The organism is uncultured Marinococcus sp. (assembly GCF_947493875.1).
GTDB lineage: Bacteria > Bacillota > Bacilli > Bacillales > Marinococcaceae > Marinococcus.
Genome location: NZ_CANLSU010000003.1, coordinates 54243 through 68301, shown reverse-complemented (window position 1 = coordinate 68301; position 14059 = coordinate 54243). Strand labels below are relative to the sequence as shown.

Below are 14059 nucleotides of genomic sequence, written 5' to 3'. Positions count from 1 at the left end.
TTTTCTAATAAGAGCTGGCCATTTCGTCAACGTTTTTTCCATCCTGCATATGAGTGACTCCATAAGGATGCTGACCATGGCCATTGTCATACACATCAAGATCGTGGAGAATACGGTGAATGCTTTGAACGGCTGTCACTCGTCCTTAAATTCATTCCAGCTTCACAACAGCAATCCTTCAGATGCCTGCTTAGAACCTGTCAGAATTGAAGCTGTGATGGTTACTTGGCTACTGCCGCCTCTCTTTATCATGGGCGGGAACCGCTTTTCTGATGATTTTGTTTCGATGGTCGTTTCAGGTTTATCAGAAACTTAATCCCGACTAAAAGAAGGACCACGCCCTGCGCGACCATCAGCGATGTTGGTGTCTCCCGCTCTGGAATCGACACCAAAACGATTACACCAAGGACGAGACAGGCTAACGAAAGAAGAACTATACATATCATTCTGACCCTGGCGCGCATCATAACCCTCCTTGTTCAAATAGAGCCGCCTCATTTAATGTAAACCATGTTTTCAGTTATTGAATTTACTTTTCTTTCCCTCTATGATACTTTTTTACAATAAATGGGGAAAGAGGGTAAATTGTACTTTCTCTTTGAAAAGGAGCGAATAGAATGCCGCTATTGCTGCAAAGACCGCTCATTTTAACTGTAGCAATTTTTCTTCTCGTTTTTTCCGGAGGCTGTACCGGTATGAATGACATTAACATTCAACAGGATCGATCAAATTTGAAACGCGTGTTAACGAACCAATTCAGTGGGCCGGATGAAACGTTAGTACAGCTGTTGAATGACACCGAACATGCCACGGTGATTGGGGATATAGAAAACGAAACGGATAATACCGAAGGAAATTCCGAGCTCGACGCGTATTACCAGAAGCAGTACAGAGAATATTTTACAGCGGATGCCTATGAAGAATTTGTACGTGTTCACGCTGCCCACTACCACATGATTGCGGAGGAGAACCAGATGGAAATGAATGTCAAAGATCTTCGCCTTACCCAATGGGAAACCGCCGACCGGGCCTATGACTTTCATCTTCAGGTGGCCTATCAGGATAATGCCCAACAGGACACCGAGAATATTCAGGGTCAGGCGTGGATGAACGACAACCACCAGATCACCCGCATCCGTTTTTCGGAGCACGAATTAGCGGACAGGCTTCGGGGCAAGTAGCACCACCACTAACTAATAAACGGAGGCAGATAATATGAATGAAAAGCAGGAACAGGGCGAGCACGTCATTTCGGATCAACGGGGCAGAAAGTTCATTACGCTGGACGAACCGGACGGTGTCGTTGTTCTGGCCAAAAAAGAAGATGCTTTTCTTCTTATCAGACAATACCGTCCGGCAGTCGACGCTGTGGTTGTGCAGCTGCCAGGCGGCGGAGTGGAACCGGGTGAAACACTCGTTCAAGCCGCCCGGAGAGAGCTGGCTGAAGAAACAGGATACATATGTGGAGACTTAAGTTATTTAGGAACGATGCTTCCGGCCTCCTGGCGAAGTAACGACCGCACCCACGTTTTCTTTACCGATGACGTGAACCTCCAGCAGGAGCAGCAGCTCGAAGACCACGAAAACATTCAGGTTTATTCTCTCCCTATTACCGAATGCATCCATAAAGTCAAAGACAATACGTTCTCTGACGGAGAATTAAGCTTTGCGCTTTTCCAGGCCCATCTTCACGGCTGCCTCCCCCTCGACAGCTAATGCCTTTAAGCCCAAACTTATAAACTACGCTTACGTAAATACAATCACATTGATCAGCACTCTCCGGATCCTGGTAGCCACCAACATTCTGCTCGTTCCTGCGAGCGGTGTCTCTCTGGGGGATATTCCGATTCTCACGTATCTTGTCATTACGACCCTCGCCACCCTGATCAGTATTGTGATTGGCTACATTATTGGTGTTTTCGCTAAAAATCAGGCACAGGCGACGCTCGTCAGCACGCCTATTTTAGTACTTTTCACCTCGACTCCAGTGCTCAAAGTATTCAATGAGACGTTTGCGGAGATATTGAATTACACGTACAGCGGGGTGCTGGCCAATTTGGCCGAAACGCTATCTTCAAGCACGGAGTACAAGTGGAACATCACAGACACCAGCGTCCTTCTCGCCTGGCTTGTCCTCACATTGGGCATATTTATGTACGTCTATAAGAAAAACGGATTAGACAGTGAATAATAACCAAAAGACACGTCATAGAACACTCTATGTTCACGTCTCCCGGAAAGCAGAGCGCTAGCGTTCTGCTTTTTTTATGCAGGAACCAGTGTCCTTATTTTTGAACTATACGCCTTCTCCTTATAGTAAACAAAAGTAATATTTCCAAATGAGATAAATTCCTATGCTAATAAAATACGTTTCCATAATCTCGATTTCTTCTATACTGAAACAGGTAGATTCTTAACTTCGCTTAAAGAAGGCCAACAACCTAAACAGTTGGCCTTCTTTTAATCATTGTATAGAAAATTCAACATGTATGAACTGCAATTCGAAATCGCTTACATATAACTTTAGTAAAATCCTCTTGCATATGAATAATTACCTTATCTTTATCTATTATAGTTTTCTTCCCTTTATGACTGTACACACTATTTTTCAGAATTCGCCATTATTGCCTCGAGCATAGACTCTTTCAAGCCGAGGTCAATTTTCCCAGTCGTCGCATCCACAATTACAATATCTATCTCTTCTTTATTTACGTAACCTACCCAGTAGGGAACATACAACAAACCAGTATCAACAATCTCAATTTTAATATCTTTTCGTTTTTTTTCTCTGCCAAACGCTTCCCAGTAAATTTCGTTCCGGGCTACTTCAGGCACTGGTTTTCCCTTTACCGGAAGTATAGTAAGGTCTTTTGTTAATTCAAAAAAAGCGGTGTTGTCCGGTAAAATCGCTGTATGATGCTTGTATGTTTCCACTGCTACTTTTCCTTCGATTTTATTTTTCATTTGTCTGCTTTGGTACTCGTAATTGAAGCACCAGAAAGGAAGATACAGCTTTTCGATTGCTACAAGCCTGCTTTTGTCATTTTTAAATAGACGCCGCCATTTCTCTACAATATTCTGTTGATATTCTTTAATGTTTTTTACAGCCTCGGAGTGACCTAGATTCGCATTTAAGACAAATTTATTCATTCTTTTCCCGCCTTATGCTATCTGGAATAGATAAAGAATTATCAGCGTAACGAAGAAATACGCCACAAGAATGTACGGCCATTTTTTCATCGATCGTTCCTCTTCCTGCTCTTTTACCTTTTCTGCCTGCGACTGTCGCCTCTGCAGCTCTTCCTGAAGAGGCTCTTTATCTCCAAAGATTAGGCCCTGTGTTTTCTTCTTTTCCGGTGCAGGAGCCAGCAGACTCACCCCATACCCTATAATTACCGAAACGATAGCGCCAACGGCGTTATTATACAAAAATGAAATTTCGGCAAACGTAATAACAAGCCAAACAGCTGCCATACCCGCTATGACACCTGCGAAAGCCCCTGTGCCGTTCGCACGCCGAACAAAAATGGCCAACAGAAACACACCGAGCAAAGCACCATAAAAGTAAGAACCGATCTGGTTGACCGTTTCAATCACCGGCCCCAGGTTGCCAGCAAAGAATGCAAAAATAGTGGCGTAGATTCCCCAGAAAACAGTTGCCCACCTTGACGCTTTCAAGTAGTGCTCTTCCGATCCGTTTTTCTTGAAAAATTTCGCGTAAAAGTCACGAACAGTTACTGCCGACAAAGAGTTCAAAGCAGAGTCCAAACTTGACATTGCGGCAGCAAATACCCCTGCAATAATCAATCCTGTAATTCCTACCGGTAAATTATTCACTACAAACAGCGGGAACAATTCGTTCAAGTTTTCTATGTCAGGCTGGCCCACATACTGGTAGTAAGCGTAAAGCAAAATACCGATAAATAAAAACAGCAGCATCTGAGGAAAAATAAACAAACCGCTTATTAATAAAGACATTTTGCTTTCCTTGATCGACTTACTAGTCAATACACGCTGAATCTGGCTTTGGTCAGCACCAAAGTATGCAGCGTGAAGGAAAAAACCGCCGATCACACCTGCCCAAATGCTATATTCCGCCGAGAGGTCGAATTGAAAATCCAGTGACTCAAGCATTCCTTCATGCGCGCCTAATGAAACCGCGCCAGAAAACCCGTCCGGGAGCGTGCCGATAATCGTAAAGATCGCTAAAATAGCACCAAGCCATAAAACAAACATTTGAATTACATCTGTCCAAATGACGGCGGAAATCCCGCCTAACACTGTATACGCAATAGCGATTACGGCCATAAGAGCAATCGTCAGATTGACGTTCCACCCAGTTACCACTGAAAGAACCAGGGCCGGCGCATACAATACAACTCCAGTGGCCAAGCCCCGTGATACCAGAAATAACGCCGCTGTCAGCGATCTTGTTTTCGTATCAAATCTTCTTTCCAGATACTCATAGGCTGTATACACTTCTGTACGGTAAAAAAATGGCACTAGCGTCACCATTAAAAAAGCCATAACAAGCGGTAAATTGATATAGGTATTGATACGGTCAAGCCCGCCTTCGTAGCCCCAGCCCGGGGCCCCTATAAACGTTATTGCGCTTGCCTGGGTGGCCATCACTGACAGGCCGACGGCCCACCAGGGGATGCTGCGCCCGCCTAAGAAATAATCCTTCGTCGATTTCTGATTTCTTCCGAAGAAAGCCCCAAATAAAGCAATCCCAACAACATACACAATCAAGACTACGAAATCTATCATCGTAAAATTATTCATTCTGTGCTCCTCCTTTGATATCTTCTATATGTGGCTGTCGGCCCCTTATTTAAGCCAGGCAGCTGCATACGGCTTCAGTGTTGTATTAACTTTTTTATCCCTCACTTCCAATTGCTGACCACTTATAAGATCTCTCATCGTCTTTTGATTATTTCGAACATCTATAGCTACTTCTTGTTCTTCATTTGATACGTTCACTAATACAGTGACTTGCTCTTCTGAGTTGTGTTTATCTGTTCTCACTAAAGAAAAAACCTGGTTATTCAAAAACAGCACCTGTTGAGCACTATTCGGATGAAAAGCTTTTTCATTGGTCCGAATAGCAATAAGCTGTTTGAACTTAGAGAAGACCTTGTGACGAAGCGACCCAGGGTCGTTCAATTCCTCCTCCAGCATCTGCCGGTCCATCTTCTCTCTATTAATCGTACGGAAACGTTCAGTTTCTTCTACTCCCTGATGATAATTGCGCGAGCCGAATAAACTGTGTATATAGATTCCGGGAACACCGGCCATAGACAGCAGTACTGACTGAGCTGCGAGAAAACGTGCTACCTTCAATTCCTGTTCGTCCTTCGGATGGGAGAGCGCATCTAAATAATTGATGTTTAGTTCATAAGGACTTTTCATGCCATTTCCATTATCTTTATAGGACACCTTCCCACCATGTTCATATACTGTTTCAATCATTTTTTCCACTTCTTCGTTAGCAAGAATCCCCTCTACCGGGCGCACACCAATACCGTCGTGCGAAGCTAAAAAGTTAAAGAAGGTCGTTTCCTCTGTTGTCTCTTCCAAACTTCCCGCCCATTCCGACAAATGTTTAGCATTTCCCGTCAAAAATGCGTGCAGTGTTAATGGAGGGAGGGGAAATTGATATACCATGCCCGCTTCATTGTACCCGGAGCCAAAGTAACTAATATTGTCTTTATGAGGCACATTCGTTTCTGTTATTAAAATAACTTCCGGCGCAATAGCTTCAATAATTATTCTAAAAACCTGAATCATTTTGTGAGTCTGATCCAGATGGATAGACGTAGTCCCCATCTCCTTCCATAAAAACCCGATGGCATCCAGGCGGATCATTTTTGCTCCTTTACTAATATAAAAAAGAAGTAATTCAATAATCTTCGCCACCACATCCGGATTTTTATAGTTTAAGTCAACTTGATCTTCGCTAAACGTGGTCCAAATGTGTTTAGAGCCTTGGGCTGTTTCAAATTTAGTCAGGAGCGGCAGCGCTCTTGGCCTGGTGACTTTACTGTAGTCAGCTTCAGGATCTGCCTCGATAAAATAATTTTTGTATGCCGGTTCTCCTTTCAAATAACCTTGAAACCAGTTGCTTCCTGCCGAAATATGGTTAATCACTGCGTCAAACATTAAGTCATAATCTGTGGCCATATTCTCGATATCTTTCCATTCCCCGAGCTCAGGATCCACCTGAAAATAATCTATCACCGAGAAGCCGTCATCCGAGCTGTATGGATAAAAAGGTAAAATATGAACACCATTCAGCGTATGTTTAATATGATCATTTAGAAATTCATGCAGCGTTTGTAACGGGGCTTTGCCCTTTTCTCGGACGGAGTCTCCGTAAGTAATCAAAACGGTGTCTTTTTCCGAAACAAATGCTTCCTTTTTCTCAAAACTCGGAACCAGGTTTTTGTATCTATCCACCACTTTCAAAAGCTCTGCTAATAAATAAGCCGAGTTTTTTTCGTCATAAATCAATTTCAATTTTGCTTCTACTTCTTGTTTTTGGTGCGCATTCAATGGCATTTCGGTTCCTCCCGGCATAAATATTTATTTCCAAAAACGTTTTTGGAAATGGTTAAAAAAATTATTATATATTAATCTTTTCGTACTTCAGCAGTAGATTGTCTAAGAACTAATTCACATGGGATCTTAATAGGCGGTGGCGAAAGAGCCGGATCTTCAATAATTTTTAGTAGCTGCTCAGTTGCTGAGCTGCCTATTTCTTCTTTATTCTGCTTTACCGTTGTTAAGGAAGGATGGTAACTAGCAGCCTCGTCAACATCATCAAACCCCACGACCGACACATCTCTGGGAACGGAAAAGCCTTCTTCCTGAAGCGTTTCTACCGCAGAAAAGGCCATTAAATCGCTAGCACAGAGAAAGGCAGTAACCTTTTTATTTTTTTTCAATACATTTTTGACTGCAACGCCGGCAGATTCTTTTGAATAGTAACCCATTTCTATTAAGTCTGGCACATAATCAATTTCTTCATCGTTTAGCCCAGCGCGATAACCATTCAACCGGTCCAAACTTATTTTGGATACTTCATCTCCGCCGATAAAAGCAATCTGTCTATGTCCAAGACCAGCTAAATATGATACCGCTTTCTTTATTCCCAAAAAGTTGTCCGATTCCACGTAGGTACACCGTTTTCCTTCCAGAGGAACATCAATGGCTACGCAGGGTATTTCACTGTTTTGTAGATCCGTCAATTGAATGTTTACCTGCTTTTCCCTGCCGGTTAAAATCAAAATCGTGCCATCCACTCCCCGTTCTCTGCACAAAGTGGTGTACGTTGCTCGCTCTTTATTTTTGTTTGTGAATACAAGCAAGTCATACCCCGCATCACCAACCAGCTCTCTAATCGCCGATAAGACTTTTTGGAAAAACGGGTCTTCAAAGCCTGAATTTACATTGTCACCAAAAAAAAGACCAATCATGTGTGAGCGTTTTGTTACCAGACTCCGGGCTGCGGTACTGGGAAAGTAGTTAAGGTTGCGCGCCGCTTCAATCACTTTTTCCCGCGTTTTAGGGTTAACATCGTGATAGCCATTTAAAGCTCGAGAAACGGTGGATACCGATGCTCCGACTTCTTTTGCAATTTGTTTAATGGAAGTCATTTTCATTCTCCTGTTAAAATCATTTTCAAAAACGTTTTTGAAATAAACCGCTTTCAGTATATCAAAACTCATTTATTAATCAAGAGGAAGTTTTGAATTGTATGAATAAAAATTTATTTTTTTATTTTCCATTAACATGAATTAGTGTGTCAGCTACATTATGCTTTGCGCCACAGAAATAACAAAAGCTATTCCCAGCCCAATAACCGGGAATGTCCAGCAGGAAATAATTCCAAACGTTCGCCAAAATTCGGTGCGTTTGTAGAACGCAAAGCCGATAACGGCTAAGGCAGCGACATAACCGGCCATGCCTAAATAAAACAGCTGATCATCGCTTTCCTGATCGGTAAAGGGTCCGCCAGTTAAAAGCCCGGTTAAACCTGCCGCAAGAAAATAGCTTAAAACAGCATTAATAATAAGTGTTCGCTTATGGGCCCTCTCCACCTTCTACCCCTTATCGAAAAAATCCTTCAATGAACCACATAACCTGAGTCGACAAAAAAGGACACAGCCAGCAGGCAGCGATGGTGAACACAAATCCACATTTAGACCTCGTCTTTAATGTATAAATTCCTACAAGTAACGGAATCAGAAAGTGAAGAGGAACAATATATTCCCATTTTCCTTCAGGAATAGCATCGTTCCACACGCTGGCACTCATAAAATAAGTAAACACAGCGCTCCAGACAATATGTAAAACTAATACGACTGTGCGCCATCTGGAAGTATACATCGAACTACCCCTCTCTTTTCAGCTGCCTTCCTCTATTTATTGAAAATAAAGAACAAACTCACGAATGAAGCTTGCTACGCGTATCGATTGAATGGATAGTATCCAGCAGAGCGCAATGGTGAGCCAAAAAAGACATTTTGACTTTGTTTTATACGTGTAAACGGCTGTCAGCACTGGAGGTACGAAAGCGATCGGAGTCAGATAGCCCCATGGGTTTTGCCCGTCTCCTTCCGCAATGAAGCCCGTGATAAAAACACCGGTCATAAAAAGAGTGATTAGTCCGCCGCAGATGAGATTGAGCACAAGAGCGACATTGTACGCATTTGACGTATAAATAAAGCTACCTCCTTTACTATAATAAAGTAAAAATAAGTCGTGTTATGCACGCTTTTTCTTTTCCAGTTTTGTAAGCAGCTTAGTAAAGTACACGTACAATACCCCTATCCCCAGCAACGAAAGGTATGAATGGTGATGGCTTGAAAAGAGGTTAAATAACCATACATACACAGAGCCGACGATTATATATATAATAAACAAACGTGTATCCTCCATTGTCCATTTCATTGATGACCTGCTATCCTCCGGTTTTTGTAACGTATGGTGTGTCTTGAATTTTCTTTTTATGGTACCATTTAAATTACATTTATAACTAATTTTACCATAAATGAACAAACTCTTTCCTTATGGAACGCTGGGAGAGGATATTCATGCATCGTCGAACCCTTTGTAAATGGAGCGCCTTATGCCTGCTTCTGAGCCTGGCTTCGTGGATGCCCAACTTTATTTGGGATTACGGGTTCAGCTACTGGTTCATTGGCCAGGCCTTCGGTGCTATTGGATTTGTTCTTGCTGTGATTGGCCGGCTGTGGTGGCTGCTTCTTCCAACATTTCTGATGGCCAACAGCTTTTTCGTTTTTATGGCAGTTGGTTACTACTTTCATTTGTAGAAGTAATGATTGCAACTTTATGCGTACGCCTGTTGTTTACCACTAACCGTTTAGAGAAAAATATAAAAACCTTATCTGTATAACAATCATAAAGGAGAGAACCCGCCATGCTGGTAACGTATTCTCGTCCTTTATGGGGTGCATCAACGCAGCCCCTTTCCGTGTACGATCGGGAAACAGAAATCGGCTCGATGCACCACTGGTTTCACGCTCGGAATGACCGCCCTTCCCGCAGTCCTGTTCACGACGTTAACATAGTCATGGAAGCATCCGATCGTTATGCCATCGTTCAGCAGTCATTTGACCAAGGACACTCCTGGCACGTTTCTCAAAACCAAATGCACATCGCAGATATAACAAGCCTGCACGCATTCAAGCATAAATACGCGGTAACACTCTTTGGCATGAACCACCTGCCGGATGTGACTATTCAGCTGAAGTGGAACGGCCAGGGCCATATTTATGTGAAAAATGAGTGCGTCGGAGAAACAAAGCGTACAGGATTTCTTTGGAACGCTGCGGTGGAAACTCGCATGGAGGAAATAGCTGTGGGGGTTTCACCGGCTCTTCTTGCCGCCGTGGTTTATGCCTTTTGGAGTGGCAATTCGTGAACCTTCAAATACGTTATACAAATCTTAAGCAATAATTCTTTTGCAGGTAGGTTCCCTGTAGCATTAAAACAATATGTAGATAAAAACAGGGCCCGGAAATTATGTCCGGACCCTGCTTGTCAGCAGCCAATTTCTGCTTTTTTCGTTTTTAAACTAAACCTCCCGCTTCGCCATATGGGTCCGCCATTTCTCCATTTTCTTTTGCAGCAGCTCCTCCATATGAGCGGTGTCATGACCGGATTGATAAAACATCGCGGCAGCTACCAAAATGACATCGATGCATTCTTCATCTATATGATTTCGGGATGCCTGTTTGTACTCACTTCCACTGGCGCCCGAAGACGCCAGCACCGCTTCGGCGACTTCGCCGGATTCCTCCGAAAGCTTTAAAGCCATTTGCTCCAGGGTTTTGGGCTCCTGAATGCTTAGTGTACGAAGCTGTTCCCATAAAGATACGTTCATGCCAGTTCTCCCCTTTGTTGTATTCGTTGGCGGATTGATTAAATCAAGTTAATAAATATAGCCCCTATTTCTTTACGTGGAGGCTCTTGCGTTCACTGCTATTTAATCGTGACGGCTCAGCGTATCCGTAATGGCTTCAAAGGTCTCTGTGCTGTAGCCGAACAGATGTGAACCCAGATAAAATAAAGCGGTCACCCCGAGCAGGACAAGGACTGTTATTCCCTTCCTTCCCCGATTTTCCCGCTTTTTTTCCTGCTTCCGGACGAGAAAATCATCCACTTTATCTTTGACCGTCCTCGCGTTTGTATCGTGCTTAAACAGCTTCTTCCTTCTGCTCATAGTAATCCTCCTGCCAATCGGAGAGACGCCTCCCTCAATCATTTCTTTCAATATTTCATGAAAATTCTTAATAGCCTCAGAGATAATCGCCTAAAAGCAATATTGACCGTCTCTATAAGACAATGCTTTATGTGCGCGAGACTATTGCTCCCTGCTGACGAACATGGTACAGTAATAATACAAAAATTGGAAGGAGGGATCAAGGTGAATATTTCTCATAGTGGTTCGGCACTCGACCGGTTTATGTATTTGTGTCGTTCCGTTTTTGCGATGGTTTTTCTCCCAGGGGATACGTATGTCCAACAGACGGTACAGACCATGGCAAATAACGACCACTAGGAAGAGACGTTCACCTTTGATCCTGTCCCACGCAGACAGACTCAAGAGTCGAAGACGGTTCTTCGGCTCTTTTTGATGTGCCGAAACAACCTTCCTGGTGGTCAACCAGGAGGAATAATCATGATAGCAATCAGCATTCAACACGGAACAATCACCCAGGGCGGCGATACCGTCCTTCGGCAGATGCATCTGGAGGTTTATCAGGGCGACCGCCTCGGCGTTGTCGGCCGCAACGGCAGTGGAAAATCTACCCTGCTGCGGGTAATGGACGGTTCAGCCCCACTTGATCAGGGAACGGTGTCCCGGAAAAAAGGCTTTACCGTGGGACGGTTAAGACAAAGACCGGTAGAAAACGATGAAACCACAGTGGCCAATGTCCTGCAGCGTGAATTTCACGATCTTTACAAGCTCCAGCAGGAGTTGCGCCTCCTGGAACAGCAAATGGCGGATCTACATGACCCAAAACATTTGGAGCAAGTGATGCATCAATACGGAATGAAACAGGACGCCTTTCATGATGCCGGCGGCTATGAAATGGAAAGACGAATGCGGAGCGTGAGTGCCGGCCTTGGCATCGAGTACCAGCTGACATCGGCCTGGAGCACGTTAAGCGGCGGCGAACGAACCAAGGTCGGGCTTGCATGCCTGCTTCTTCGACAGCCGGACGTTCTGCTTTTGGACGAGCCGACCAATCATCTGGATGTAGCTGCTCTCGAATGGCTGACGGAATATATTCATCATTATCCAGGGACTGTGGTCCTCGTTTCACACGACCGCTCGCTGCTGGCCGATACCGCTACACGGATCGCCGATGTGGAGGATCAGTCGGTCACCCTGTACGAGTCCCCGTATCATGCGTACGTCCAAACAAAAGAAGAAAACCTGATGCGTCAGTTTCAGCAGTACGAGGACCAGCAAAAGAAAATTAAAAAAATGAAGCAAAGCATTAAGCAATTGAAGGAATGGGCGAATCGGGCCAACCCGCCCAACGCCGGCATGCATCGCCAGGCGAAAAGCATGGAAAAAGCACTGGCAAAAATGGAAGTGCTCCCCAAGCCCGTGCTGCATCGCCCGTCCATGCGTGTGCAGCTCGCCCAATCCCAGCGCACCGGCAATGATGTAGTGACCATGATCGATATCGCTAAACAGTGGGATCAAACGACACTGTTTCATTCGATCGATATGCATATCCGGATGGGTGAACGGGTCGCGATCGTCGGGGCCAATGGTTCCGGCAAAACTACGCTAATGCGGATTCTCACCGGAGAAATCAGACCTGATAAAGGCATCATAGATATCGGCAGCAACGTCCGTTTTGGGCGAATGACGCAGCATATGGAAACTTTTCACGCTTCCGCCACAGTTCTAGAGACCTTTCGCGAGACGGCCTATGTGGATGAAGGTCAGGCCCGGAATATTCTGGCCCAGTTTCTGTTTTACGGTGCCGATGTGTTCAAACGGACGCACGATTTGAGTGGCGGAGAGCGCACCCGTCTGCGAATCGCTCAGATGATGTATGAAGATATCAATGTTCTTGTGCTCGACGAGCCGACCAATCATTTGGATATTGAATCCCAGGAAGCGCTGGAAGAAGCATTGAAGCAGTTTCCCGGCACTATTATCACGATCTCGCACGACCGATATTTTTTGAACCAGCTCTTTACGGTTACGTACTGGCTGGACTGCGGAGCGTTGCAAAAATACGAAGGAACGTATGCCTACGCAGTTCAAAAACGGCAGGAGGCTCAGCTTCTTCAATGTCACGAATAGTGTATAAGGATGACAGGTAAAGGAAGACCTCAATACGGGATGGCTTCTGAAGTGTGCTTTTAAAAATCTGTTAAAGACACTCTCCAGGCAATAATATGCTCCCCTCTAAGGAAACAGATGAAATAAATCGTCTGTTTTGCTTAGGGGGGAGTATTTTTGTCTTATGGAGGAAATATGAGTAATCATCTATTTCTCCATGGACGTTGCCATCTGCATTGCTTCCAGTGGGGTATGTCCGGTGCTTAATTCATACACCATCCTGCCGTCCTGCCAGCGAATATCCACGGTGACGTTTTCGCTTCCCCGGTCATAATGGATATCCACCACGCCCAGTTCACCTGGAGCCGGGAGGGTATGGCTCTCAAGATATTCCACGATCTCCCGGGCGACGGCCGGATGATCAATTTCGTCTTCAGTCGCAGAGGAGAGATTTAAAAGCCAATTGCCTTCCTCCCAGCTGAAGTACTGGCTTCCCGCAGCACCCTCGCCGTACCCGGTAATACCATAGCCAAGATCCTCCCCTCCCTGCTCGAATGGCCCTACCTTTTTCCCGTTTTGAAAAGACTCCAGCTCCTCCACTGCTTCCTTTTTACTGGCAAACTGTGAACCTGTTACATGCGCGAGAGGGTCTCCATTACTGGTCTGGTACTGCACGCTGTAGGTTTGATCATTGTTGGAAGCTACAGAAACGAGCACATTTTCAGTTGAGTGGTCGGGAAAACTGAACGGCAGGAAAATCTGGTCTTCATCCATCGCCAATTCCTGGCGCACACCTTCAGGAGACTGCTCTGATGACGTTTCGGAGGATTCCTGCCCACCCTGAAACTGCGTCTCCCCTTTCTGATCACTGGAGGTATCGGCGCTTTCTTCCTCCTGGCTGTTATCACTATTCGTAGACACTTCCTGGGTCCCGGCACTTTCAGACGAAGTTTCCCCGCCGCTGCATCCGATGAGTCCTGCGCTGAGTAACAGTCCCAGAAAAGGAAGAATGATTGGCGATTTTTTCATGACATTTCCTTCTTTCATCTCAATTGTATTTTCCTTCCATTGTATCAAATAGAGTGGTATGGTCAGTAAAATAACGTTGCCATTCGCACTTAAAAAGTTAAAAATAGACATTAACAGCATTACGCGCCTAGCGATTAATTTTTTAGCTTAGATAATTAAAAATAAAACAAAGACGCTCCCACGCGGAAGCGT

At 44.6% G+C, this 14059-nt stretch carries 18 protein-coding genes; 8 read left to right on the top strand and 10 right to left on the bottom strand.

Annotated features, from left to right (window positions below; translation table 11 throughout):
• Positions 1-76 precede the first annotated feature (76 nt).
• From Q0757_RS05965 to Q0757_RS05950, 4 genes are all read left to right on the top strand, one after another.
• Positions 77-316, top strand: coding sequence for a hypothetical protein (locus Q0757_RS05965; RefSeq protein ID WP_298785466.1), 240 nt, complete (start codon positions 77-79; stop codon positions 314-316).
• Positions 317-617: 301 nt separating this feature from the next.
• Entirely contained in the window at positions 618-1181 is a 564-nt protein-coding gene (locus Q0757_RS05960) for a hypothetical protein (protein WP_298785465.1), read from the top strand.
• A gap of 34 nt (positions 1182-1215) precedes the next feature.
• Positions 1216-1716, top strand: a complete 501-nt coding sequence (locus Q0757_RS05955; protein WP_298785464.1) for an NUDIX hydrolase — start codon at positions 1216-1218, stop codon at positions 1714-1716.
• The gene (locus Q0757_RS05950) at positions 1667-2191 is read left to right on the top strand and encodes an ABC transporter permease (protein ID WP_298785463.1); all 525 of its coding nucleotides are present in this window, start codon (positions 1667-1669) and stop codon (positions 2189-2191) included. The genes Q0757_RS05955 and Q0757_RS05950 overlap by 50 nt, the downstream gene beginning before the upstream one ends.
• 410 nt (positions 2192-2601) lie before the next feature.
• On the opposite strand, the gene Q0757_RS05945 is transcribed toward Q0757_RS05950, so the two are convergent.
• The 7 genes from Q0757_RS05945 to Q0757_RS05915 all read right to left on the bottom strand — a co-directional run bounded on the left by Q0757_RS05945 (position 2602) and on the right by Q0757_RS05915 (position 8655).
• Positions 2602-3150 (bottom strand): hypothetical protein, encoded by a 549-nt coding sequence (locus Q0757_RS05945; RefSeq protein WP_298785462.1) that lies wholly within the window; start codon positions 3148-3150, stop codon positions 2602-2604.
• A 12-nt stretch (positions 3151-3162) separates the two neighbouring features.
• The gene (locus tag Q0757_RS05940) at positions 3163-4785 is read right to left on the bottom strand and encodes a sodium:solute symporter (protein ID WP_298785461.1); all 1623 of its coding nucleotides are present in this window, start codon (positions 4783-4785) and stop codon (positions 3163-3165) included.
• Positions 4786-4830: 45 nt separating this feature from the next.
• Positions 4831-6561 carry an alpha-amylase family glycosyl hydrolase gene (locus Q0757_RS05935; RefSeq protein WP_298785460.1) on the bottom strand — a complete coding sequence of 577 codons (1731 nt, stop codon included), beginning with the start codon at positions 6559-6561 and terminating at the stop codon, positions 4831-4833.
• Positions 6562-6632: 71 nt separating this feature from the next.
• On the bottom strand, positions 6633-7730 hold the full coding sequence (locus Q0757_RS05930) for a LacI family DNA-binding transcriptional regulator (protein ID WP_298785459.1): 1098 nt from the start codon (positions 7728-7730) through the stop codon (positions 6633-6635).
• A gap of 81 nt (positions 7731-7811) precedes the next feature.
• Positions 7812-8102, bottom strand: coding sequence for a hypothetical protein (locus Q0757_RS05925; RefSeq protein WP_298785458.1), 291 nt, complete (start codon positions 8100-8102; stop codon positions 7812-7814).
• A 10-nt stretch (positions 8103-8112) separates the two neighbouring features.
• Positions 8113-8391: a hypothetical protein gene (locus Q0757_RS05920; protein ID WP_298785457.1), complete on the bottom strand. Its 279-nt coding sequence runs from the start codon at positions 8389-8391 to the stop codon at positions 8113-8115.
• A gap of 36 nt (positions 8392-8427) precedes the next feature.
• Positions 8428-8655 (bottom strand): hypothetical protein, encoded by a 228-nt coding sequence (locus tag Q0757_RS05915; RefSeq protein ID WP_298785456.1) that lies wholly within the window; start codon positions 8653-8655, stop codon positions 8428-8430.
• A gap of 443 nt (positions 8656-9098) precedes the next feature.
• Here Q0757_RS05915 and Q0757_RS05910 point away from each other — a divergent pair, with 443 nt between their 5' ends.
• On the top strand, positions 9099-9338 hold the full coding sequence (locus Q0757_RS05910; RefSeq protein WP_298785455.1) for a hypothetical protein: 240 nt from the start codon (positions 9099-9101) through the stop codon (positions 9336-9338).
• Positions 9339-9445: 107 nt separating this feature from the next.
• The gene (locus Q0757_RS05905) at positions 9446-9949 is read left to right on the top strand and encodes a hypothetical protein (RefSeq protein ID WP_298785454.1); all 504 of its coding nucleotides are present in this window, start codon (positions 9446-9448) and stop codon (positions 9947-9949) included.
• Positions 9950-10102: 153 nt separating this feature from the next.
• Here the strand turns inward: Q0757_RS05905 and Q0757_RS05900 are convergent, their stop codons facing one another.
• Together Q0757_RS05900 and Q0757_RS05895 are read right to left on the bottom strand one after the other, a co-directional pair.
• The gene (locus tag Q0757_RS05900; protein WP_298785453.1) at positions 10103-10411 is read right to left on the bottom strand and encodes a MazG-like family protein; all 309 of its coding nucleotides are present in this window, start codon (positions 10409-10411) and stop codon (positions 10103-10105) included.
• Positions 10412-10513: 102 nt separating this feature from the next.
• Positions 10514-10750: a hypothetical protein gene (locus Q0757_RS05895; protein ID WP_298785452.1), complete on the bottom strand. Its 237-nt coding sequence runs from the start codon at positions 10748-10750 to the stop codon at positions 10514-10516.
• Positions 10751-10954: 204 nt separating this feature from the next.
• On the opposite strand from Q0757_RS05895, the gene Q0757_RS05890 reads away from it, so the two are divergent.
• Both Q0757_RS05890 and abc-f read left to right on the top strand, forming a co-directional pair.
• Positions 10955-11089, top strand: a complete 135-nt coding sequence (locus tag Q0757_RS05890; protein WP_298785451.1) for a hypothetical protein — start codon at positions 10955-10957, stop codon at positions 11087-11089.
• Between the two features lie 120 nt (positions 11090-11209).
• Entirely contained in the window at positions 11210-12859 is a 1650-nt protein-coding gene (abc-f, locus tag Q0757_RS05885) for a ribosomal protection-like ABC-F family protein (RefSeq protein ID WP_298785450.1), read from the top strand.
• A 186-nt stretch (positions 12860-13045) separates the two neighbouring features.
• Here abc-f and Q0757_RS05880 read toward each other — a convergent pair whose 3' ends face one another.
• Entirely contained in the window at positions 13046-13978 is a 933-nt protein-coding gene (locus Q0757_RS05880) for a hypothetical protein (protein WP_298785449.1), read from the bottom strand.
• Between the last annotated feature and the right edge of the window lie 81 nt (positions 13979-14059).